General features: G+C 45.4%; 17 protein-coding genes and 1 pseudogene. 15 read left to right on the top strand and 3 right to left on the bottom strand.

What is annotated here, in order from left to right:
- Nucleotides 1–4: 4 nt before the first annotated feature.
- From ACKTT9_RS19835 to ACKTT9_RS19795, 9 genes are all read left to right on the top strand, one after another.
- The gene (locus tag ACKTT9_RS19835; protein WP_407867241.1) at nt 5–739 is read left to right on the top strand and encodes an SDR family NAD(P)-dependent oxidoreductase; all 735 of its coding nucleotides are present in this window, start codon (nt 5–7) and stop codon (nt 737–739) included.
- 613 nt (nt 740–1,352) lie between these two features.
- Entirely contained in the window at nt 1,353–3,677 is a 2,325-nt protein-coding gene (locus ACKTT9_RS19830; RefSeq protein ID WP_407867240.1) for a helix-turn-helix domain-containing protein, read from the top strand.
- Nucleotides 3,678–3,740: 63 nt separating this feature from the next.
- Nucleotides 3,741–4,115 (top strand): cupin domain-containing protein, encoded by a 375-nt coding sequence (locus tag ACKTT9_RS19825; protein ID WP_407867239.1) that lies wholly within the window; start codon nt 3,741–3,743, stop codon nt 4,113–4,115.
- 384 nt (nt 4,116–4,499) lie between these two features.
- Nucleotides 4,500–6,386, top strand: a complete 1,887-nt coding sequence (locus ACKTT9_RS19820) for a chondroitinase-B domain-containing protein (RefSeq protein ID WP_407867238.1) — start codon at nt 4,500–4,502, stop codon at nt 6,384–6,386.
- Between the two features lie 157 nt (nt 6,387–6,543).
- Entirely contained in the window at nt 6,544–8,187 is a 1,644-nt protein-coding gene (locus ACKTT9_RS19815; RefSeq protein ID WP_407867237.1) for an ABC transporter substrate-binding protein, read from the top strand.
- 156 nt (nt 8,188–8,343) lie between these two features.
- The gene (locus tag ACKTT9_RS19810) at nt 8,344–9,198 is read left to right on the top strand and encodes an ABC transporter permease (protein ID WP_397369239.1); all 855 of its coding nucleotides are present in this window, start codon (nt 8,344–8,346) and stop codon (nt 9,196–9,198) included.
- Between the two features lie 13 nt (nt 9,199–9,211).
- On the top strand, nt 9,212–10,090 hold the full coding sequence (locus ACKTT9_RS19805; RefSeq protein ID WP_157320215.1) for a carbohydrate ABC transporter permease: 879 nt from the start codon (nt 9,212–9,214) through the stop codon (nt 10,088–10,090).
- 20 nt (nt 10,091–10,110) lie between these two features.
- Complete coding sequence (locus ACKTT9_RS19800; protein ID WP_407867236.1) at nt 10,111–11,235, top strand: glycoside hydrolase family 88 protein; 1,125 nt, start codon at nt 10,111–10,113, stop codon at nt 11,233–11,235.
- A gap of 69 nt (nt 11,236–11,304) precedes the next feature.
- Nucleotides 11,305–11,505, top strand: coding sequence for a hypothetical protein (locus ACKTT9_RS19795; RefSeq protein WP_407867235.1), 201 nt, complete (start codon nt 11,305–11,307; stop codon nt 11,503–11,505).
- Nucleotides 11,506–11,570: 65 nt separating this feature from the next.
- Here the strand turns inward: ACKTT9_RS19795 and msrA are convergent, their stop codons facing one another.
- From msrA to ACKTT9_RS19780, 3 genes and pseudogenes are all read right to left on the bottom strand, one after another.
- Nucleotides 11,571–12,089, bottom strand: coding sequence for a peptide-methionine (S)-S-oxide reductase MsrA (gene msrA / locus ACKTT9_RS19790; protein ID WP_407867234.1), 519 nt, complete (start codon nt 12,087–12,089; stop codon nt 11,571–11,573).
- Between the two features lie 98 nt (nt 12,090–12,187).
- Nucleotides 12,188–12,330, bottom strand: a pseudogene (locus tag ACKTT9_RS19785) (peptide-methionine (R)-S-oxide reductase); the annotation flags it as partial.
- Between the two features lie 399 nt (nt 12,331–12,729).
- Nucleotides 12,730–13,650 carry a LysR family transcriptional regulator gene (locus ACKTT9_RS19780; protein ID WP_407867233.1) on the bottom strand — a complete coding sequence of 307 codons (921 nt, stop codon included), beginning with the start codon at nt 13,648–13,650 and terminating at the stop codon, nt 12,730–12,732.
- Nucleotides 13,651–13,778: 128 nt separating this feature from the next.
- Between ACKTT9_RS19780 and garD the strand changes: the two genes are divergently transcribed.
- The 6 genes from garD (at nt 13,779) to ACKTT9_RS19750 (ending at nt 23,783) form a co-directional block, all read left to right on the top strand.
- A complete protein-coding gene (garD, locus tag ACKTT9_RS19775; protein ID WP_407867232.1) occupies nt 13,779–15,314 on the top strand; it encodes a galactarate dehydratase in 1,536 nt (511 codons plus the stop codon).
- Nucleotides 15,315–15,872: 558 nt separating this feature from the next.
- Entirely contained in the window at nt 15,873–17,030 is a 1,158-nt protein-coding gene (locus ACKTT9_RS19770; protein WP_407867231.1) for an ROK family protein, read from the top strand.
- 48 nt (nt 17,031–17,078) lie between these two features.
- On the top strand, nt 17,079–18,209 hold the full coding sequence (locus tag ACKTT9_RS19765; RefSeq protein ID WP_407867230.1) for an extracellular solute-binding protein: 1,131 nt from the start codon (nt 17,079–17,081) through the stop codon (nt 18,207–18,209).
- A 59-nt stretch (nt 18,210–18,268) separates the two neighbouring features.
- Nucleotides 18,269–19,351, top strand: coding sequence for an ABC transporter ATP-binding protein (locus ACKTT9_RS19760; protein ID WP_407867229.1), 1,083 nt, complete (start codon nt 18,269–18,271; stop codon nt 19,349–19,351).
- Nucleotides 19,352–19,363: 12 nt separating this feature from the next.
- The gene (locus ACKTT9_RS19755; protein WP_407867228.1) at nt 19,364–21,097 is read left to right on the top strand and encodes an ABC transporter permease; all 1,734 of its coding nucleotides are present in this window, start codon (nt 19,364–19,366) and stop codon (nt 21,095–21,097) included.
- A 175-nt stretch (nt 21,098–21,272) separates the two neighbouring features.
- A complete protein-coding gene (locus ACKTT9_RS19750) occupies nt 21,273–23,783 on the top strand; it encodes an NEW3 domain-containing protein (protein WP_407873079.1) in 2,511 nt (836 codons plus the stop codon).
- The last annotated feature ends 55 nt before the right edge of the window (nt 23,784–23,838 follow it).

Raw genomic sequence — 23,838 nt, 5'->3', positions numbered from 1 at the left:
AATTATGAGAGGAAATGTAGCTGTTATTACCGGCTCTGCAACCGGTATCGGAAAAGCCATCGCTCTTCGTTTAGCAAGGGAAGGCGTCCATATTACAATCAATTATTCCAAATCGGAAAATGAAGCATTGGAGACCCAAAAGGAAATTGAAGCTTTAGGAGTAAAATGTCTGTTGTTTAAAGCTACGGTATCCGATGATCTTCAGGTACGCCAAATGATTAAAGAAACCGTAGGTTCATTCGGACGATTAGATATTTTAGTCAATAATGCAGGAGTGACCGATTTTGTCAGCCATGATGATCTTGAGGGGTTGAAAGAGGAGTATTGGGACAGGGTCATGGATGTCAATGTAAAGGGGCTTTTCTTTTGCAGCCGGGCCGCAGCGGTCGAATTAAAAAAGCAGAAAGGCTGTATCATAAACATTACGTCGGTCGCAGGGTTGACGGGGCTAGGCAGTTCGATCGCTTATGCCGCCTCGAAAGCCGCTGCTATTAGTGTGACGAAATCGCTTGCCCGCATCATGGCCCCTGAAGTTCGCGTCAATAGTATTGCGCCTGGGATTGTACAAACCCGATGGGTTGAGGGGCAGGAGGATCATATCAAGCGACTGGCAGAGGGAACACCGCTTGGTAGAATTGCAACTCCGGAAGATGTGGCTGAAGTCGCTTATTCATTAATTGCGCATTCGCATTTTGTGACAGGAGAGATCCTCAAAGTAGACGGCGGGATGTTTATATAACTTATGAAAGCAGAAAAATAAGCTGACCGTGTCTAACGCGGCTGGGCTGGAGAAAAGAAGGCCTTGAGTATCAAGAACTTCTTCATTTTTGGCAGGCAGCCTTTCCGGCTAGATAATATGAACGCTGATCTGCTCCATCATTTGGAAAAAATCTGTTGTAACCCCTGAAAAATATTTGTCGCTACTTCTGGTTTACAACGGTATTAGTAAACCCGCTCCTATCTATAGGGGGCGGGTTATTTCTAGTTATTAAGGCAGGATACGTGAAACATATCGGAATAATCCAACTCATTTGGTTGAATACCAATATTCTCTATTCAATCAAAGTATCGAGAAGGTTATTTTGCCGAATTCAAGGGAATTGGGAATTGATGTTGTAGCATTTGGGACACTGGCTCATCTATTACTTAGCGGCACTAATTGGAACTGAAGCCCTAGAACCGTGATGGGAAGTATAAATGCAGCCGTTTTTTCTGTATTTTATAAATTGCGTATGAGTTTATATTTTGATGATTTACTAAGATCGCCTTTTCCCTAATAATGAAGGGTATCCTTCAAAAGCCTCATGAAGTATTAATTGTAACCGTTCTCATCGTGCTGGGGGGTCATTCTTATGCTGCAGAAGATTCGAAAATATAATAGGAGTGTTATAGCCACATGGCTAGTCTCGTATTTGTCTGTGCTGTTGGTACCTATTGTAATTAGTATGATTCTTTATTCGGCAACGCACAGTCTGGTGGAGAAAGAAATAAATCGGGCGAACGAGTTGCTTCTCACGCAGATCGAAATGTCTATCGATAGTAAGTTAAAAGGCTTGGAACAATTAAGCTTGGAAGTTGCTTTAAACAAAAATGTCTCTTCTTTCGCGAATGTTGAAAAGCCGTTATTCGACGATCATTATTATCAACTGTTTAATATTGCCGAAAGTCTGAGAACTTACCAACGAGCTAATGACTATATTGAGCAAATTTACGTGATGTATGCGAACAGCGATACTGTTGTATCCACGTTCAATCACACCGATTCCCATGGGCTGTTCACCCTCATGAGGCCGGAGAAGGAGACTTCTTTTGAGGAGTGGAGACGGCTATTTGACCAAAAATATGTCTATAAGTATTCACCAATGAAATATTGGAACGAAGGCACGTCGATGTCTGGGGTGATGTTTGCCCGGTCGCTCGTTTTGAATAATCCGCTTCAGCCTTATCCCATTCTAATCATTTTGATTAATGAGAATAAGCTGCTGGAAAGCATTCCGAAATACAATGATTCATCGCTACTGATTTTGGATAAAGATAATCAATTCATTGCTGCGTCCAAAGATAAACAGGAGCTGCAAGAGCACTTGCCATCAGAGCGTTTGTTAGGGAAAAAAGGTTTGGTGTACGCTGAGATGAATCAGGACAAAGCGGCTTTGTCTTATGTTACATCCGAACTGACGGGCTGGAAATATGTGTCCGTTCTCCCGGCAGAAATCTTCAATGAGAAGATGGAATATTTGAAAGCGATAACAAGATTGGGTATTGCCCTAGGTTTGTTGATAGGCATTATCGTTACGATTATTTTCTTGAGAAAAAATTATATGCCCATTCAAGTCCTGCTGCAGAATATGACGCAGCGGTCCGGATTCCGCTTTGACGGAAAATCGAATGAGTATTCCTTTTTGCAAAATGCGCTTCACCATACCTTTATCGAGAAAGATGAAATTAGCAAGCTGTTAAAGCTGCATAATAATACGATCAGAGCGCATTTTCTGACACGTTTATTGAAGGGGCAGCTGGAGAAAAAGCTTTCGCTTACGGATTCTTTTGCCGCCCACAATGTCCACTTTGTTTCGGATCGGTTTGCGGTGCTGCTGTTCAGCATTGATGCTTACGGCAAGCTGCAAACGGATGAAGCGGATGCATCATTCGGGCAGGAGACACAGATGCTTCATTTTGTGCTTAGCAATGTGATCGAGGAGCTTGCTGGTGATGATGCAACAGTTTATTCCACAGAAGTGAATGAGCTGACAGCCTGTATTGTTAATTTGAAACCACTTCCTTCAAATGAGGAAGAAGACTTGGTATTGATCCGAATGGCCACCCAAACGCAAGTGTTCATTAAGGAACACATCCATGCGGAAATGACGATTGCTGTGAGCGGTGTTCATAATGACGTGTATGGGATCTCACAATCGTACCAAGAGGCACTGGAAACTCTTGAGCATCGCATCGTGCGCGGCAATGGGCAGTTGATTTTGTACAAGGAAATTAGCATGGAGGCAGCGTGCTCCGGACGGAATTACTATTATCCGTTGAGCGTTGAACAACAGCTCGTTTACTACGTGAAGACGGGGAATTTGTCCAAATCGCAGGCGCTGCTAGGAGAAATTTACGAAGCGAATTTCAAAGATCATCCTGTTTCAGTGCCGCTTGCAAAATGTCTGTTGTTTAATTTGGCAAGCACCATGCTGAAAACGCTCGACGAGGTAAGCTCGATCAGCAAACGAAATTTTGAAGCTCATGCTGAAGATGTAGAACGGCTGTTGAACTGTGACACGGTTCAGGACATGATGGCTCATATGAATCGAGTGCTTGAACAGGTCTGCGAATGGATTCAAACCGACAAGAAGAATCAACATACTTATCTTATCGATGATATACGCGATTATATTCAGACGCATTTTCGAGATGTCAATTTGAATATCTCGATGATTGGGGAATCTTTTTCGCTGACACCTTCCTACGTGTCCAAAATATTTAAAGAACATACGGGAGAATCCCTGCTGGATCTCATTAACCATACGCGATTGTCAGCGGCAAAAGTGCTGCTGTCTGAGCACAACCTGACGATCAACGAAGTCGCATGGCGTGTGGGTTATGCAGATGTGAGCACATTCTTGCGCATTTTCAAGAAATTTGAAGGGATGACGCCTGGGAAGTATCAGAAGATTTAGCTTTTGCTTATCAACAAACAAAGCGATGTGAGGTTCATTAGACAAGGAATGGAGGAATAGCAGATGAAAAAAATGCGATTAAGCGAGCTGCACGATGTTCAAAGTGGTCATCTTTTACAAGAGATATTACCTGGTAAATATTTGTCTTCAGGGGGACTTTCCTTTGCTAAGCAGGGGGAACGCAGTCATACAAATGACGGGCCGGATGGTCGTGACTATCATGTCCATGGAGATTGCGAAGCCTTTCTTATCCTGCAAGGAGCGGGAACCATGGAAGTGAATGGGGAGTTTCATCAGGTTAAGGTCGGTGACGTTGTGATTATCGAGCCTGGAGAAGATCACCATCTGAATTCAAGCGAGGAAGATCCGATTGTAACGGTATGGTGTCATGCTGGTCCCAACCGGCATAAGAATCAGCAAGAAGAGGCAGCGATTTGAGCGCATTTTTCAGCGACTGTCGTCGAGAGGAGACTTTCAGTGTGATGGCCATTTGGGTGGGTTTAGGTTCTGCGGGTCTTGGTTGGTATAAGAGACTCCGCCAAAATGGGTATTTAGCTGCCGTTGTAGAAATTGATGCTTCAACTCGCCATTTCACAGTTCATTCACGAAATTGATAGGGAGTGAGTTTATCTTTTGCATGTCATTTTAACTTTTGCATATTTCACAAACGAAGCCAAATGAGGTTCAATAATCATGAAATTGGACAAAAAAACGACTTGATGTGGAAGGGAGGTGAGGAAAGCGTCCTGAAGGATTAATTTAGTAAGCGCTTTCGTTTCAAAGTGATTCATCACATTCAGCAAAAAGGACGGTGTTAGTTACATGAGAATGTCACCGAAGAAGGCTGCGGTCTTCCTGTTATGCGTACTCTTGTTCATGAGTTTGATTCCTCGTTTCGTTGCTGCTGCAGATACGAAGTTCTCCATATCGGGTTCAAGCGTGACCGCAAGCTCCAACGATGGCAATGTTCCAACGAATACGGTTGACGGCGATATGGGTACTCGTTGGTCAGCCAGTGGGGATGGCCAATGGATCAAATTCGATCTTGGCTCCAGCGTAACGGTAGCTTTTGTTAAAATTGCCTTTTTAAATGGCTCTACGCGTACTTCATCTTTTGATATTCAGACCTCTGCGGACAATGTGACGTTCACGACGCAGCTTTCCAATGTAACAAGTAATTTGGTAGATGGGCTACAAACCTTCGATTTTCCGGATGTCGCATCGGTCCGGTATGTGCGTATCGTTGGTCATGGGAATTCGGCGAGCGCTTGGAACAGCTATTTGGAAGTCGAGGTTTATGGAAATGGAGGCAGCACTCCCGTTGAAGATTCAGTGACGGTTTCGACGTCGGCTCAGCTGCAGACTGCGATCGACCAGGCTATTCCCGGCAGGATCATTTATTTGCAAAATGGTACCTACTCACAATCCGGTCCATTTACAGTCAATGGGATTCACGGTCAAGATGGCCAGGAAATCGTCATCAAAGCCTTGAACCGCGGGCAAGCGATTATTTCCGGGGGAGCTTATTTCAGCTTGTATCAGTCGTCTTATGTGACCATTTCGGGAATGAAATTTACAACTACGACGAGTGCAAGCAACAATGCGGTAAAAATGGATGAGTCCAGCCATATTCGCGTGACACGCAATGAATTCAATCTGAATGAAACCGGGGCCACGAACAATTGGGTGAAAATCAGAGGCATCAACAGCGACAACAATCGGATTGATCGGAATAAATTCGTATCCAAAGCGGATCCGGGGCCAATCATTGCTGTAGATGGCGATGGAAGTACGTATATGTCGCGCTATACGATTATCGACCGCAATTACTTTTATGACAGCACACCTAGGATTACAAATGGCAAAGAGAGCATTCGGCTTGGCTTATCCGGCGTCTCTTTATTAAACGGGAACGCGACCGTAGAAAATAATCTGTTCGAGAACAGCGATGGCGATCCGGAAATTATTTCCGTGAAAAGCAGCGGCAATACGGTTCGCTACAATACGATTCGGAATTCGCAAGGTCAGGTTACGGCAAGACACGGCAATAACAATCAATACTATGGGAACTTCTTTTTGGGCGATGGCAGTAAAGCCGGTGTAGGCGGGTTCCGAATCTATGGGACGGATCATCGCATTTATAACAATTATTTTGAGGGTCTTACCACGGATGCCATTAATCTCGATGGTGGAGATTGGGATGGTGGGACCAATTCCACCAACTACAGCAGTGGGGATTTAAGCAAGCATTGGCGCGTGTATCGAGCACAAGTTACGAACAATACGATTGTGAACAGCGATTTCGGCATCATTATCGGTAGAAGCTATACATCAGCGCCCGTTGATAGCCGAGTAGCGAATAACATCGTTAACAACAGTACAGGTACGCTATATGAAGAAGTGAAAACATCGAACACCGTGTTTGAAGGAAATATCGGCTATGGCAGCACGGTTACGAATCGTTCGAGAACTTCTGCGGAAATTCGGAATATCACACCGTCATTCACAACGATTGGCGGCTTGCAAAAGTTAACCTCGGGCAGTGCAGCCGTTAATGCCGCTGTTGGCAGCTATTCTTATGTCACTGAGGATATGGATGGTCAAACGCGTTCGACGAACGATGTTGGCGCCGATGAGTACTTCAGCTCCTCTACGTCCATCGTCCGCGTGCCGCTCAGTGCCTCGGATGTAGGACCTGACAGCCCGTAACATGCAAAACGAAACAGGTATGCAAAACCTGAAATTTGAGGTTTTGCATACCTGTTTCGATATTGAAGATAGTTTTTTGCGAATGGATTCGGCAAAATAGGCAATGTAGGCGCTTTCAAATTGGAGAAACAGTTTAACTATGGAATGGGGGACGAACATGGAAAGTAACAAATCAAAAAGAAAGTATCGGTCATACAGCGCTGCTGGGCTAAGTGTTCTCATGTTAACAGGTATCGTACTTTCCGCTTGCTCGGAGACTGGCAGCACAACTAAGAATAGTGCAAGTCCATCCGCAACGGATGCACCGAAGGCAGTTTATCCGCTGAATACGAAGGAAACGTTAACATCATGGGAAAGTTTGAACAACAATGCGACTACGTTTTATCAAAACTTGGCTGAAACGCCATTTGGTAAACAGCTGGCCAAAGCTACCGGCGTTGAGGTGAAATATATTCACCCGAACGATCAGCAAACGAAAGAGCAGTTCAATCTGATGATTGTTGCGGATAAACTGCCGGATGTCATTGAATATGATTGGACAGGAAGAAGCGCGGGGTCTTACCCAGGCGGTCCGGAAAAGGCGATTAATGATAAAGTCATTCTGGAACTCAATGATTTGATTGATAAGTATGCGCCGAATTTGAAGAAAAAGCTGGCAGAAGATAAAGAACTCGACAAAATGATTAAAACGGATAGCGGCAAATATTATGTATTTCCAATGATACGTAACCCTTCCGGACTTGTATTTCGGGGACCTATCATTCGTAAAGACTGGTTAGATGAGCTGCAATTGCCGATGCCTGAGACGATTGATGAATGGGAGACGACGTTAAAGGCATTCCGTGATAAAAAGGGAGCAAAAGCACCCTTTAGTGTCACTTACGTCAATGGGAATTTCGAAATTCGCGATGCTTTTATCGGCGCTTATCATACTTCGAATACGTTTTACCTCGATGATGCAGGGAAAGTCAAATATGGTCCGGTTGACCCGCAATATAAGGATTTCTTAACGCTGTTCCGCAAGTGGTATGCAGAGGGACTGTTTGATAAAGATTTTGCATTGACTGACGGAAAAGCGTTGGATACGAAAATACTTGGCGGTCAAACCGGAGCAACGGTCGGCTTGCTGAGTGGCGGTTTGGGGAAATGGCTGGATGCGATGAAAACGAAAGATCCGAAGTTTAATCTGGTGGGCTCGCCGTATCCAACCCTCAAAAAAGGGGAGAAGCCTTTTACAGGACAATTGGACTTCAAATATAATCCAGGTCCAAGTAAGGCGGTTTCGGCAACGACGAAAAATCCAGAACTGGCGGTTCGTTGGCTTGATTATGCCTACAGCACGCAAGGCAGTCTCTTGTTCAACTTCGGGGTCGAAGGTGAAAGTTTTACTATGAAAGACGGGAATCCTGTATATACCGATCAAATTGTCAAAAATGAGAAATACAGCTTGCAGCAAATGGTCTCACAGTATACGAAGCCAAACGGTCCTTATGAAGCGGACGAAAGACGCAACTGGAATACGTACCCGCAGCAGGACGCAGCTGTGAAACTATGGATGAATACAGACGCAGCGAAGCACACCATTCCAGCTTTTCTGACGCCTACTGCCGAAGAAAGTAAAGAGTTAGGCAAAATCGTTAACGATGTCAGCAACTATAAAGAAGAAATGTTCTCGAAGTTCATTATGGGCAAGGAGCCTCTTGAAAACTACGACAAATATGTTGAACAAATTAAAAAGTTAGGCATTGATCGTGCGGTTGAGATTTATCAGAAATCGCTTGATCGATATAACAAGAGATAGAAGAGCGCTAAGGTTTGGATACGGAAGGAGTGGAACGATATGTCAATCAAACCACTATTAGATTCGAGGACGGCCATAACTGTGAAAGCAAAAACAAATGTGTTCCCGGGTTTGGGCATTCTCAAAGATATTCAGAAAAATAAACTGCTTTATGTCATGCTACTTCCTATCATTTTGTTTTTCGGGGTGTTTCATTATATCCCCATGTATGGCGCGATCATCGCCTTTAAAGATTTCTCTCCAAGGCTCGGCATTCTAGGAAGTCCTTGGGCGGGGCTCGAACATTTTAGAACATTTTTCGAAGGGATTTATTTCTGGCGGACACTCAAAAATACGATCCTGATCAGTTTGTATGATCTTATCTTTGGTTTCCCAGCTCCAATTATTTTGGCGCTGCTGCTTAATGAAATTAAAAAGACATTTTTCAAACGATCGATCCAAACCATTACCTATATGCCGCATTTCGTCTCGCTTGTTGTCGTGTGCGGCATGATCAAGGAATTCACTGCCAGCAGTGGATTAGTCAATGATGTGATTGCTTTTCTGGGCGGCGAGCGACTCTCTCTGCTGCTTGAAGCCCAGTTTTTCCGTACGATCTACGTTTCCTCAGGGGTATGGCAGCATATTGGCTGGGGGACAATTATCTATCTGGCTGCCTTAGCCGGCATTGATACGGAGCAGTATGAGGCTGCGAAAATCGACGGCGCAGGGCGTTGGAAGCAAATGTTCCATATCACGCTGCCCGGTATCATGCCTACAATCGTGATTTTATTGATTCTTGAGATGGGACGCATGATGAACGTAGGGACGGAGAAAATTATTTTGTTATATAATCCTACAGTTTACGACACGGCTGATGTCATTAGCTCCTATGTGTATCGGATGGGCCTTCAGGAATTCAATTACAGCTTCAGCTCGGCCGTCGGATTATTCAATTCGGCAATTAATTTTACCCTGGTTATCGGGTCCAATTGGTTAAGCCGCAAGTTGAATAATACCAGTTTATGGTGACGGGGGGATGACCATGTATCGCAAATCATTCGGAGAATGGACGTTTGATCTCGTAAACTATGTATTTTTATCGCTGCTGGCTATCGCAACAATATACCCTCTCGTATATGTCTTGTTCGCCTCTTTAAGCGACCCAACCTTATATATGCAGCATAGCGGAATCCTATGGAAACCGCTTGATTTCAACCTTAGGGCCTACAAATTAGTGTTCGATAACGGCGCAATCATGCATGGCTATGTCAATACGATGATCATTGTTGTGGTGGGCCTATGTCTGAACATCCTGCTTACTTCCCTCGGTGCTTATGCACTGTCCCGAAAATGTCTCGGTTATCGGAAGCCACTGATGCTCTATATTGTTTTTACGATGTTCTTCAGTGGTGGCATGATCCCGTTTTATTTTACGGTTAAAGGACTTGGCTTGGCGAATACACTGTGGGCATTAATTATTCCGCAAGCGATTTCCGCCTTTAATCTTATTCTGATGAAAACAGCTTTTGAAGCGATACCGGATAGCCTTGAAGAATCCGCGAAGATGGATGGGGCGAACGAATTTGTGATTTTGTTCCGAATTATGCTTCCGCTGTGTATGCCAGTTGTCGCGGTCATGCTGCTGTACTACGGAGTGAGCCACTGGAATGCTTGGTTTAACGCGCTGATTTTTTTACAAGATCGGTCGCTTTACCCGCTTCAGCTTGTGCTCAGAGAGCTTCTGCTGCAGAATGATGCGAGTTCGATGGCGAGCGGCGCCGGTTCAGGCGAAGTATCTGTCATTGGTGAGACGTTGAAGCATGCTACGATTATTATCGCAACAGTACCGGTTCTAATGATCTATCCATTCCTGCAAAAATATTTCGTCAAAGGCGCTTTAATCGGTGCAATTAAAGGATAATAAAGGAGAAGCACAAAACTATGGAAAAACCTACTTTGATTGAATCCGCTGATATTGAACGATGGTGGAAAGGCGTACAGAGTAAAGTGGATCTGATGCTGAACCAAGATAGAGAACTTGCGCCCCACGTGGCTAAGTCAGGCGCTTACGACGGATTGAAGCTAGATCAGTGGATCTCTGGATTCTGGCCGGGAATGTTATGGATTCTCTACGATCTGACAGGTGAGGAACGCTATAAGGATGCAGCTTGGAATTGGGATGTTCGGATGGAACGTCATCTGTTGGAAGAGAACCATTTTCATCATGATGTCGGGTTTCAATATTTGCCGACATCTGTCCTCAAATATAAATTGACCGGCGATTTGGACGGAAGACGTCGGGGGCTGGCGGCAGCCAACTTCCTAGCGGGCCGCTTCAATCTGGCCGGGCAATTCCTTCGGGCTTGGAATCGTGATTTGCACGGATGGGCAATCATCGACTGCATGATGAATTTATCTATCTTATTCTGGGCTTCGGAGGAGCTTGAAGACCCGCGATTTGCTCAAATTGCCCGTGCGCATGCCGACATGGTACTTAAGCATATGATTCGAGGAGATGGATCAACTTGCCATGTCGCTGTATTTAATCCAAGTTCAGGTGAATTGTTGGAGTATAAAGGCTGGCAAGGCTATGCTCCGGACTCGTGCTGGTCCAGGGGGAATGCTTGGGCGTTATACGGCATGACGAACACGTATCGCTTCACGAAGCAGGAAAAGTATCTGCATGCAGCGCAGCAAGTCGCTCATCATTTCATTAGCTCGCTGCCGGCAGAGATGGTTCCTCCTTGGGATTTTCGAGTTCCGAATGCGGACGAAGCGCCACGGGATACGTCCGCTGCGAGCATTGCAGCATCAGGGTTACTTGAACTCGCTGAACTCGTTCGGGCAGAAGATGCCAGCAAGTACCGTTTAGCTGCTGAGCGTATCCTTCTGTCCCTATCTGAGAAATATGCCTCTTTCGATGAACCGCAGCATGAAGGTATTCTCCATGGAGGCACGGGGCATAAGCCGGCAGAGGCCAATGTCAACGTATCTTTGATTTACGGCGACTATTACTATGTGGAGGCTCTTGCCAAGTTGCAAGGCTGGAAGCATCGGGTGTTCTAAGGGAATGGAACGCTTGCAGGTTCCTAAGCTTAGAACGATAGGGAGCAGGTAGATGGAGGCGCTTATGAGATGAAAGATGTAGAGTCGCCAAAGGTAAAACACATACAGGTCTGTACAGCTGCAGCACTGCAGCAGGCACTTGACGAAGCAACCGCTGGAACAGTCATTGAATTGGCGAAAGGGTCGCATGAACAATGCGGCCTTTTCGTTGTTAAGGAGAAGCAAGGTTCTGCCCTGCTGCCAATACCAACAACAAGCAGTTTTAGATGAAATTAAACAACCTTAGTGCGGTGGAGTACCGAACTAAGGCAGCTTAATGCTCTTATTTTTTGTTGTCAACTTGACGGGGCGCCACTGTCCTCCCGCTTGGGAAGGACCCAGTTGGGGCGCGGGAAGTGGCAGGTGTAGCCGTTCGGATAGCGATCCAGATAGTCCTGGTGCTCCGGCTCTGCTTCCCAGAAGTCGCCGACAGGCGTCACTTCGGTGACGACCTTGCCCGGCCAGAGTTCCGACGCGTTTACGTCGGCGATCGTCTCCTCCGCCACCTTTCTCTGCTCGTCGCTCACATAGTAGATCGCCGAACGGTAGCTTGTGCCGATATCGTTGCCCTGACGGTTCTGCGTCGTAGGATCGTGGATTTGAAAGAAATACTCCAGGATGCGCCGGTAGCTCGTCTCCGCTGTTTCGAAGACGATTTCGATCCCCTCCGCATGAGTGCCATGGTTGCGATAAGTCGCGTTCGGAGTATCACCGCCAGTATAGCCGACACGAGTCGAGACGACGCCGGGAAGCTTGCGGATCAAGTCTTGCATTCCCCAGAAGCATCCCCCAGCGAGTATAGCGCGCTGATGCATGTTTAAACCTCCTCGATCTAATTGAGATATTTGGCTTAGCCTTCGCTCTCCATGTCGTCGCGATAAATGCAGTAGCGTAGGCCACCCCGATTAGCTCAACCATCCGGGAAGACGGACCGAGATGGCTGTCGCCGTGATTGGATCTAACCTCTGTCCTTATCATCCCATGGGAGGTGCCCCGCAGCTCGTTGATGTTTACGGAAACGATCGGCTTCGTGAAACTTGAACACCCAAAGGAGGACTAGACCCAAGCTGCATATCGGTGTTCTCTCGAACATCCATGTCTAGAATATCCCATAACCACATTGGAAAAGCAATGGTTTTCAAATTAACTTAGAGCTTCGTGAGATCCTCAACCATTATACCCGCGGTATGCGTGAGTCAAACCTGTTTTTTTTACTGTTGAACTAAGCAGAGCATTTGCCGCGTCTTTACTTACCAGATCAGAGAGCAACTGGATGCCTTGTCCGGATTTTGCGGGAGCCTACGTACTGCAGAAATCGCGCTTTAAAGTTCCTATGTGGACCATGCTCCTGCAATAGGAAGTCACTATTTTAGGTATGTGGAATGCTATTGCTGGAAATAGTTACCGACAAGGTACATGAAAACAGTCTACACAATATAGTGTGTAGGCAGGTATTTATCTAAGCCCGCTCATCTTTCTTTCCCAATATTCTTTACAGAGGGAGATCAATTCTTTCGCTGCTTGATTCAGATAGCTGTCTTTTTTAAAGCTGGCGGCAATTTCCCACACCGGATGCTGACGTAGAGAGAAATAGGAGACATTCGACGAGGAGCTGGCATAACTGATTGGAAGGACTGAACAACAAATGCCCTCGGAGACCAATTCGAACAAAGTTTGACAGCTTCGCGTTTCCAATAATATTGGAGGTGAAATATCATCTTCAGCCAAGATATCGTCATAAATTTCCCGTAAAGTGGAGCCATTCCGCATGACGGCGAATGAATCCTCTACAAAGTGGTTAAGGCTGATTTCAGGAAGTGGTTCCCTGAGACGGCCTCCTAAATGTGCGAGTGGGTGGGAGCTCGGAATACACAAGATTATCTCCTCAGAGCAGATCGGAATATAGGTGTCTTTCGTTTTCTGAGTCTGCTGAAGCGTGACAAAGCCGATATCCAGATTACCTTGAGATATGGCATGTTGCTGCTCTTTGACGGTCATTTCAAGGGGCTCGATCTTGACTTTGGGATATTTATTATAAAAGCCCGGATAAATGGCTGCAAACATGTCGGTACCTCTTTCAGGAGTTAAACCGATCTTTAGTGTTCCTTCTTTGATCTCAAGCAGGTCATTGATTTTGTTATAGGTCTCTTTCTTGATAAGCAGGATACTTTTGGCGTTTTCAACATAGATGGCCCCTGCCTGAGTCAGATGCCAATTATTTCTGGAGCGAACGAATAGCTGCGTACCCAGCTCATTCTCAAGCTTCAGGAGCTGCTGATTGAGTGCAGATTGCGTAATGAATAGTTTTTCCGCAGCCCTGGTAATGTTGTTGTCTTCGGCAATTTGAATAATGTATTCCAACTGCTTCAACTCCATATACAGTCGCTCCTCAACTCTTAAATTAATTTAGAGAAAACGTATTTTAATCACTTTTACTTTACGATAATTTTAGATTACTATAAGTGCAATTCAGGTACAAGTGATTATGAGAGGGGACTATCCATGTGACTGTTCAACGTGTTGAAAGTGAAAAGCCGCTGTATATTCAGGTTAATCCGAAGGATAATATGGCGATTGTTGTCAATGCTGGCGGACTGTCGGAAGGAACGGTATTTCCCTACGGCCTTAAGCTCCTGCAAAATGTTCCACAGGGTCATAAGGTGGCACTTGCTGATTTAAATCCAGATGAGGCGATTATCCGTTATGGAGAGATAATCGGGTATGCGATGAGAGGGATAGCGAGGGGAAGCCGGATCGATGAATCATTGGTGAGAATGCCGACACCGCCTCAATTGTTAGAGCTCACAATAGCTAGCAACTTACAACAAACCATTCCTCCGTTGGAAGGCTATACGTTCGAGGGGTACTTGAATGAGGACGGAAGTGTTGGAAGTAAAAATATTTTAGGCATTACGACCAGTGTGCAATGTGTAGCCGGCGTGTTGAATTTCGCAGTGAAGAAAATTAAAGAAGAACTCCTACCTCGATTTCCAAACGTCGAAGGCGTGATCGCACTAACTCATACCTACGGCTGCGGGGTGGCGATTAACGCGCCTGACGCCATTATTCCGATACGCACAATTCAGAATCTCGCGCAAAATCCGAACTTCGGCGGGGAGCTCATGGTCGTCGGACTGGGGTGTGAAAAGCTGCTTCCCGAACGGATCGTCCCTGGAGGCGCCACCGATCAGATCGTAACCCTGCAGGAGAGCCACGGGTTTATGCCAATGGTCAGATCGATTATGGCGATGGCGGAGAAGCGCCTTGACAGATTAAACAGCCGGAAACGCATGACTTGTCCTGCATCGGCGCTAGTAGTTGGTTTGCAATGTGGGGGAAGCGATGCATTCTCGGGAGTTACAGCGAATCCGGCTGTCGGATACGCTGCTGATTTGCTGGTACGTGCTGGAGCTACGGTGTTGTTCTCCGAAGTTACGGAGGTCAGGGATGCCATTCACTTATTAACACCTCGTGCAGTGAATGAGGATGTTGGGCGAGCTTTAATCCGTGAGATGGATTGGTATGATGATTACCTGCAACGTGGCAGCGTGGATCGCAGCGCGAATACGACACCTGGGAATAAAATAGGAGGCTTAGTCAACATCGTCGAGAAGTCGCTCGGATCTATCGTCAAATCGGGTACGAGTCCGATTGTCGGTGTCCTATCTCCTGGTGAAAGAGCAACCCAGAAGGGGTTGCTGTTCGCAGCGACGCCTGCCAGCGATTTTGTATGCGGTACGTTGCAACTAGCTTCCGGCATCAATGTACAGGTGTTTACAACTGGAAGAGGCACACCTTACGGATTGGCTGCCGCTCCGGTCATCAAAGTATCGACGAGAAATGCGTTAGCAGAGCAATGGCATGATCTGATAGATCTAAACGCGGGAACCATTGCGACAGGGGAAGCGACGATTGAAGAAGTGGGCTGGGAGCTGTTCCATCTCATTTTGGATGTTGCGAGCGGGAACAAGCGAACTTGGGCAGACCATTGGGGGCTGCACAATGACCTCGCTTTATTTAACCCTGCACCCGTCACCTGATTTTAGAAAAAATATTCAAAAAACACGAGCCAAACTGGCATCGTGTTTTTTTGTGTCAGAAACGATCAATTTACGACAAATCATCTTACAATATCCACTAGATGAACCCTTTCATAAGAAGGGGGAAATTATGATTCAGCTGCTCGAGGACCCGGCTAAAATTTTGTTCCTCTGTTATCCGGTAGAGGAATTGCGAAGAGTACATTCGACCGGTAGCTAGCATGAAAATGTGAGTCACTGATGAAATTATACTGGAAATAGAACCGGACTTAATTCTCTATTATTCTGAATATGAATTGACAAAAACCGATCGATTAGAACAAGAAGAATCTATTCGATAAATGTGTAAACTATATGCATGGCACAAGGTCAACCGAGAGATTTCAATGCTTGCTTTTAATAGAGCCTATGATTTCAGAACTTGCTATGAAGGAGAAAAGGGTCGAAATTAGAAGGAAAATATATCCATAAATAGGATTGACAAATATTCCCTCCGGTTTTAAGATTTGAATCAAGGCACTTTGTTAGTCATCTTAACTATCAAAGGGGGTGAGTAAAGTGCTTGGACGCGGTCGAACTGGAAATACCAAGTTAGTTAAACAAATGAATCGACATGTACTTATAAGTCAACTTAGGGAAAATAAGCGAGTATCCCGGGCGGATTTGGCTAAGCTTACTGAATTAAGTCGACCATGTGTGTCCTCTTTAGTGGATGAAATGATACGAGAAGGCCTCATCAACGAGGTCGGCATTGGTGAATCCAAGGGAGGAAGAAAACCGATTTTACTTGAGTACAATTTTAAAGCTAAAGGTGTGATTGGCGCTGTATTTGAGGGTAGCACCCTCCATATGTCCATAGCAGATCTTAGCGGTGAATTGCTCTATAATTACGAGACCCGTTTATCACAGCCGACCAATGGGGAGACAGCGATTCAAGCGCTGGAAGTTGGAGTGAATACCCTTCTGAAGCAAAGTGGATTTGATAAAGACCGTCTTCTAGGGATTGGGGTCGGGCTTCCCGGTATCACGCAACGTAGGGACGGAACGATTAGTTATGCGCCAAGCACAGGTTGGATGGGGCTGCCTGTTCAGCAAGAAATGGAAGAAAGATTGCGCATTCCAGTATTCATTGATAACGACGTTAATTTAATGACCATTGGTGAATTTCATCAGGGGATTGGGTTTGGTATTCGAAATCAAGTTCATATGTATGTAGGTACAGGAATCGGTGCAGGAATTATTATTGACGGTCAATTTTATCGAGGCTTTCGTGAAGCTGCTGGTGAGATTGGCTATATGATGATTGGGCCTGTAGGACGAACTCGACGCGGTGAATATGGCGTTTTCGAAAGAAATTATTCGGTTTCTGGCATCATCGAAAAAGCAAGGCTGATTCTTACAGGGTGGAATGAAGATACGAGTGTGATCATCGAACTTATGAGGCAATCGGAGGGCGGGAATCGGGAAGCAGAGCAGCTTTTGGAAGACATTTACGTTCACTGGGCTCATGGCATGGTCAATATGATTAGTGTGTTGGATCCAGAGTTGTTAATCATTAACGGAGAAATGGTCAACATCGGCGAACAGGGGATAAAGAAGTTAAACAGGCTTCTTGCTGAATGGGTTCCCTTTGTACCACCTGTCAAAGTTGCCGCATTAGGCATTAAAGCAGGAATTATTGGAGCGATTCAAATTATTTTGGAAGCCCTTACATAAACCTACATAACGAATCACCAAAAATAATTTACTGGAGGAATTTAAACGATGAGAATGATAAAGGGGAATGTATCGAAATGGGTTACCAGCATGCTTCTTTGCACCGTTATGACAGCGGTTACGGCGTGTGGGAGCGCGTCTCCTAGCAGTGGTGAAGCAACCAAGCAGCCGGATAAACCGGCGGAATCGGCTAAAACTGCCGAAACTCCAAAGGCCTCAGAGAAGCAAAAACTCGTCATTTACACAGCTAGAGACAAAAATGTTGTGGATGAGATTATCCCAAAGTTTAAAGAGAAGAATCCAAATGTTGATGTTGAAGTGCTTACGATGGGCGCTCAGCAAATCATGGAACGTGTCCGTGGAGAGAAAGCTAATCCTCAAGCGGATTTCTGGTGGGGTGGAACCCAGTCCGCGCTCATGACAGCGGCAGATGAAGGACTCCTCGAAAGCTTCAAACCTAGCTTCGGCGAAAGCATACCGGCGCTCTATAAGGATGCGAAGGACCGTTGGTACGGCGAAATGCTGCTACCTGAGGTTATTATGTATAACTCTAAAGCGCTGAAAAAGGAAGATGCTCCTCAGGATTGGGATGATCTGCTTGATGCTAAATATAAGGGAAAAGTCATCATTCGCGGTGTTCTCGCTTCCGGTACGATGAGAACAATTTACTCAGCCATGGTGTTTAAGGAAGGTGGAGCAACAGATCCGAAGAAAGGCTACGACTGGCTGAAAAAGCTGGATGCGAATACAAAAGAATATGCGCAAGATCCTACAAACTTATATTTGAAGCTCGCGCGTGAAGAAGGAACCCTGTCTCTGTGGAACATGCAAGATATCATGATTCAGAAGGAATTGCAGAAGCAGCCATTTGACTTTATTTATCCGAAGAGCGGTGCGCCGATTCTGGTAGATGGTGTAGGGATTGTTAAAGGTGCAAAAAACATGGACGCAGCTAAAAAGTTTTACGAATTCCTATTTGACTCCAAATTGCGAGTGGAATTAGCCGAGAAACTATTCCAAATTCCTACCAGAACGGACATTAACAAAGATACGCTTCCTGCTTGGTTGAAGGGCGTTGAATTGAAGCCTATGCAATTGGATTGGACAGTTATGGCGAATAAAGAAAAAGACTGGATGCAGTACTGGGACGAAAACATCAGAGGTAAAGGAGGCAAATAAGTCGAATGTGATGGCGGAGGATCCCCTCCGCCACAATTACAACAAGGGAGGTAGCCTGCTTGATTGATGTGGCTCTAGAACATGTAAGCAAAGAATTCGGCAAAGTGAAAGGTGTCCAAAATGTAGATATTAGAATTAAGCCAGGAGAGTTTTTCACTTTTCTTGGTCCGAGCGGATGCGGGAAAACTACGACCCTTCGGATGATCGCCGGATTCTATTATCCGAGCGCAGGACGCATTGTATTCGGGCATGAAGATGTTACGGTTCTGCCGCCGAATAAACGTAATACGGGGATGGTATTTCAAAACTATGCGCTTTTCCCGCATTTAACTGTCTTTGAAAACGTAGCATTCGGCCTGGAGGTTAGAAAAAAGTCTAAAGCGGAAATCACCGAGAAGGTAGAGCGAGCCTTAAATCAGGTACATCTGGGTGATTTCGGACACAGACGAATTGACCAATTGTCAGGCGGTCAACAACAGCGTGTTGCTTTAGCAAGAGCCCTCGTGATTGAACCCAAAATATTACTTTTAGATGAACCCTTGTCCAATCTAGACGCTAAGCTTAGAGAAGAAACACGTTTAGAGATAAAGCGTCTGCAGATGGAGCTTGGAATAACTACGATCTACGTTACCCATGATCAAGCGGAAGCGATGTCGATGTCAGATCGTATTATGGTTATGCACGGCGGTGTCGTACAGCAAATAGGGACACCCGAGGAAGTATATCACCGTCCTGTTAATCGGTTCGTAGCTTCGTTCATAGGTGAGTCGAATTTGTGGGAAGGCGTAATTGAAGAGATCCGTGGGGAGGAAATCAAAATCCGGGTTGCCCCTAGCCTCGTGCTAACGGCTTTAGCCCGCAATTGTTCACCGAACACAACATTGACAGTTGGCACAAAAATGACGGTATCCATACGTCCTGAATCAGTTCGTGAAGCACTGCCGGAGGAGCAGCTTCAAGCGAATGCGGTGGTCGGTAAGGTGTTGATTTCAGAATTTACGGGCATTAGCGTCAATTATTTGCTTCAGGTACAGGCGCTCTCGCTGAAAGCCATGTTTGTAAATCACAAAACACATGTCCAGCAGCGTGGGGACGAATTGTCTATCTATATTCCCAAAGAAAGCGTATACCTACTGGGGTAGTCGAGGGATCCGATGATGAAATCTGAAATGCAATCCTATACGCAGCCTGTCACTCGTAGACGTTCGATCGTACATTCACCTAATTTCGTTTATGTACTAGTAGCACCGCTATTTCTTGTATTACTGGCATACGTGCTATTTCCCTTATGTCAGACCTTTCTACAAAGTGCCGTAGTGGATGGGCAGTTTTCGATGAAAAGCTACGCCAAGTTCTTTAGCTTGGAGCATACTGCAAACCTGGAAGCCCTATGGACCAGCATTTATTTATCGGTCCTTAGTGTGATAACGTGCGCACTCGTTGGCATCGCCATGGCTTTTTTGCTTGAGCGTTATGAATTCCCGGGACGGAAAATTTTAGCCGTACTCGTTATGGTTCCAATGGCTTTGCCTCCATTAATTGGTGTGCTGTCCTTTACATTTTTATATAGTGAGAGCGGAATCATTCCCCGAGCCCTGAAACTTCTGCTTCACATGGATCATGTCCCTTTTTCGCTTAAAGGGGTGTGGGGAGTGCTCGTTGTCCATACGTTTACCATGTATACGTATTTCTACATGACCGCTTCGTCTGCTATCAGAGGTTTGGATCCTTCCTTGGAGGAAGCGGCATCCAGTCTTGGAGCCGGAAGATTATATATTTGGCGACGAGTTATTATTCCGATGCTGACACCGGCCATAATTGCTTCATCTCTATTGGTTTTTATGGTTTCGATGGCCTCTTATACGGCACCTCTCATTTTTGGAATTGAACGGACTATGACGATGCAGATTTACTTGTCGCGTACAAATGGCAATCTGGATATGGCTGCGACGCAATCAACAATTTTATCGTTTGTCTCCATTTTATTTTTGATTCTAATGCGTTGGTACCAAAGTCTCCGTAATTATCAAAATATGAGTAAAGGTGTCTCTGTGCACAGGACCGAGGTGAAAACGGTATGGGGCCGATATTTGGCGATGCTGCTTTCCTTCCTCGGTGTCATAGTCCTGCTTCTGCCGATTTTCGTGATCATTCTTATCTCTTTTTCCGCAGATGGAAAATGGACTACGCAGATTTTGCCCCCAGAGTACACCTTTAAGCACTATGTGGAGCTTTTTACTGATAGTAAAACGTGGCGGCCGGTGGTTAACAGTTTCAAAATGAGCTCCATTGCCACATTAGGCAACGTCATCTTTGGCGTAGCGGCTGCTTACGCGATGGTTCGTTTGAAATTCAAAGGAAAATCGTTCATGGACATTTTTATTATGCTTCCATGGGCGCTGCCAGGTACTGTTGTAGGTATTAATTTGATAGCTGCATTCAGTACGCCGTCATTATTCAGCTTTAACCAAGTATTGGTAGGAACTTTCTGGATTTTGCCTATCGCCTATTTTGTTCGCCATTTACCCCTGGTTTTCCGTTCGACGTCCGCTACCTTGATACAAATGGACGCCTCCACAGAAGAGGCAGCACGCAATTTGGGTGCTACCTGGTGGTACAGCTTTCGGCGTGTGGTTTTCCCGATGGCGCTTAGCGGCATACTGGCCGGGACACTGCTTGCGTTCGTGGATGGTATTGGCGAATTCGTAGCTTCAATTTTGCTTTTTAAAACAAGTACCGTTCCCATCTCGGTAGAAATATTTCAGAGAATGTACTCTTTCGAATTCGGCACAGCTTGTGCATATGGGGTTTTGCAGATCGTCCTGATCATCGTTGTTCTCTTTATTTCGCGTAAAATTACAGGGGATAAAGCAGGTAGCGCATTCTGACGATTATTGATGATCTTCAAGGAGATTCGGTCATATCGTGGGAACACCTAGGAGTTCATAACCACGTCATGATATACAGTGGGAAATTGGCCATTTCTTGCCGTGTGAGATAGGAATGATCAAAGGAGGAGTTCAATTGAGTGGTAAGTCGAAATCAAGCCCCAAATTAGTATCGATGATGACAAGTGTTGCGATCGCAGGAAGTATGCTACTACCTGCAATGGCAAGTCCTGCTTATGCTGAACGAGGCGTAGTAGATCTATGGAAATCGATTAAGCCATTAACGAGCATTGCAAGTGCTATGAATACAGGTGCCCATCCAGATGACGAGCATAGTGCAGTACTTGCTTATCTTTCTCTTGGCAAAGGTGTCAATACGTTCAGCGTTATTGCAAACCGTGGCGAGGGCGGGCAAAATGAAATCGGCAGCGAGCTGGGGAATCCCTTGGGAATCATCAGGACACGCGAACTGCAGGAAGCCTCTAAAATCACTAACGTAACACTAGGTATGCTTAGTGAACAAATCAATGATCCGATTTTTGACTTTGGATTTTCTAAAAGTGTAGAAGAAACGCTTCAACATTGGGGAGAGTCTGTTGCGTACGAACGGTTGATACGTAAGATTCGTGAGGATCGTCCAGATGTCATCATCCCATCATTCCTTAATGAAGATTCGACGCATGGCCATCATAGAACGATTAACGTTCTTACCGTTCGGGCTTACAAGGATGCCGCTGACCCGAATGTTTTCCCTGAGCAGCTGAAGAAAGGTCTGCAGCCTTGGCAAGTTAAGAAGTTATATTTGCCAGCAGACGCCAAGAAATATAACGTCATGGTTCCAGTAGGTGATTATGATAACATCTACGGCGCTTCTTATGTACAGCTGGGTGAGGAATCGCGCTTTATGCATAAGAGTCAAGGGATGGGCAGAGTCGTAGACGAAGGACCCTACGGTAATTACTATACGCTCGAATCAAGTACAGTAAAAGCGAATGATAAGGAAGCAAGCTTCTTCGATGGCATTGCCTTCACTTTTGCCGACTTGGCTAAAGAGGTCGAAACCAAAGGCAAAGATAATAAAGTAACGAAGGACTTACAGCAGCTTCAAAAAGACAGTGAAGAGGTAATTAAGGCGTATCCAAACTTCACGGAAGTGGCTCGGGAAGTTCACGAAATGAAAAAGGATGTCCAAAACGCCTTAGCAGATGTGAAGTCCTCCAGTCTTGATCAAGCTGTAAAGGATGATTTGTTCTATCGTTTGAATGTGAAGGACGCGCAATTGAACAAAGCTAGCATGGAAGCCACTTCGTTGGTTGTTAAAGTCAAACCAGAAACGGGTGAGCTAGTAGCCGGTCAAACGGCCAAGGTCGTGGTTTCTGCCTTCAACGGTGGCGATGTAGACCTGAAAAGCATTCAACTTAATTTGAATGCTCCGCAAGGGTGGGAAACGAAGGCTGCAGGACCGGTTACCTTCGATTCGATTGGCAGAAACCAAACGGTTTCCGTTACGTACAATGTGACCGTACCTAAGGATGCTGCTGAGTTCAAGCCTTATGCCGCACCGAATCTAACGGCTGATGTTACATACAAGGCGTTTGATACATCAAGTACGGTTAGAGCAGTTCCACAAAATGCAGTTGCTGTTCTTCCAGCGTATGCGATGTCTCTTAGCCCTAGTGCAACGGTATTTAATACATTGAAATCGAATGAGGCGATTCCGGTTAAAGTTACAGTACGTAACTATACGCCAGGCGCTTCCAAGGCATCCATTTCTTTGAACTTGCCGGAGGGCTGGACGGCTGAGCCGTCTGTAGAAGAGGTAAGTTTTGCTTCTAAAGGCGAAACCAAATCCGTATCCTTCACGGTCAAAGGCTCTTCCAATGTGGCCACAGGTAAATACTCGATTACGGCGGTAGCTAAGAATGAAAATGTTCAAAGCAATGAAGGCGTTCAAGTGATTTCATATCCACATATCGGTACAACGTATTTGATTCAGCCTGCCGAACTGAAAATTCAAGCGTTTGATTTGGCCGTTCCGCAAAACTTAAAAGTTGGATACGTGTCAAGCGGTTTTGATAACATTGATGAGTATTTGCGTCAAGTAGGCGTTAATGTTGTGAAGTTGGATGACAAGGCTATTCAATTCGGCGATCTTTCTCAATACGATACGATTGTTCTTGGCATTCGCGCATACGCTTTCCGTCCGGAGCTGATTCCAAGTAATCAACGTTTGTTGGATTATGTGAAGAATGGCGGGAATCTCGTGGTTCAATATCACAAGCCTGAAGATAAATGGAAGCCTGAGCTTGCGCCATATCCGATCAAAATTGGCGAGCCGCTTATTCAATGGCGGGTAACCGATGAAAATTCCAAGGTTACGATGCTGGCCCCTGATCATCCGATCTTCAATTATCCTAATAAAATTACAGATGCGGATTGGGATTCGTGGATTCAGGACCGTTCCGCTTATAATCCTGCTCAATGGGGTAATGAGTACACCGAGCTGATTTCTAACGGAGATCCGGGTGAAAAAGAATTCACAGGTACTTTCTTAACAGCTTCTTACGGAAAAGGTGTTTACACATACAGCTCGATTGTTTGGTATCGTGAAATTCCAAATCTAGTACCTGGATCAATTCGTATGTTCGTTAATATGATTAGCCAAAAACAGTCAGATAACAATTAGCTTAGCCATTACATTTGGAGGTCACGATCAGTGCCTCCAGATGTATCATGAATTC

It is taken from the genome of Paenibacillus sp. P36, from assembly GCF_045866505.1.
Taxonomy (GTDB): Bacteria; Bacillota; Bacilli; order Paenibacillales; family NBRC-103111; genus Paenibacillus_E; species Paenibacillus_E chondroitinus.
The sequence above is the reverse complement of the archived record's forward strand: the minus strand, read 5'-3'. Positions and strand labels throughout refer to the sequence as shown.

Excerpts from the sequence above, each read along its gene's own strand:
- ACKTT9_RS19835 (WP_407867241.1), top strand. The coding sequence starts at position 5 with ATGAGAGGAAATGTAGCTGTTATTACCGGCTCTGCAACCGGTATCGGA.
- ACKTT9_RS19830 (WP_407867240.1), top strand. The coding sequence starts at position 1,353 with ATGCTGCAGAAGATTCGAAAATATAATAGGAGTGTTATAGCCACATGG.
- ACKTT9_RS19825 (WP_407867239.1), top strand. The coding sequence starts at position 3,741 with ATGAAAAAAATGCGATTAAGCGAGCTGCACGATGTTCAAAGTGGTCAT.
- ACKTT9_RS19820 (WP_407867238.1), top strand. The coding sequence starts at position 4,500 with ATGAGAATGTCACCGAAGAAGGCTGCGGTCTTCCTGTTATGCGTACTC.
- ACKTT9_RS19815 (WP_407867237.1), top strand. The coding sequence starts at position 6,544 with ATGGAAAGTAACAAATCAAAAAGAAAGTATCGGTCATACAGCGCTGCT.
- ACKTT9_RS19810 (WP_397369239.1), top strand. The coding sequence starts at position 8,344 with ATGCTACTTCCTATCATTTTGTTTTTCGGGGTGTTTCATTATATCCCC.
- ACKTT9_RS19805 (WP_157320215.1), top strand. The coding sequence starts at position 9,212 with ATGTATCGCAAATCATTCGGAGAATGGACGTTTGATCTCGTAAACTAT.
- ACKTT9_RS19800 (WP_407867236.1), top strand. The coding sequence starts at position 10,111 with ATGGAAAAACCTACTTTGATTGAATCCGCTGATATTGAACGATGGTGG.
- ACKTT9_RS19795 (WP_407867235.1), top strand. The coding sequence starts at position 11,305 with ATGAAAGATGTAGAGTCGCCAAAGGTAAAACACATACAGGTCTGTACA.
- msrA (WP_407867234.1), bottom strand. The coding sequence starts at position 12,089 with ATGCATCAGCGCGCTATACTCGCTGGGGGATGCTTCTGGGGAATGCAA.
- ACKTT9_RS19780 (WP_407867233.1), bottom strand. The coding sequence starts at position 13,650 with ATGGAGTTGAAGCAGTTGGAATACATTATTCAAATTGCCGAAGACAAC.
- ACKTT9_RS19765 (WP_407867230.1), top strand. The coding sequence starts at position 17,079 with ATGAGAATGATAAAGGGGAATGTATCGAAATGGGTTACCAGCATGCTT.
- ACKTT9_RS19755 (WP_407867228.1), top strand. The coding sequence starts at position 19,364 with ATGATGAAATCTGAAATGCAATCCTATACGCAGCCTGTCACTCGTAGA.
- ACKTT9_RS19750 (WP_407873079.1), top strand. The coding sequence starts at position 21,273 with ATGATGACAAGTGTTGCGATCGCAGGAAGTATGCTACTACCTGCAATG.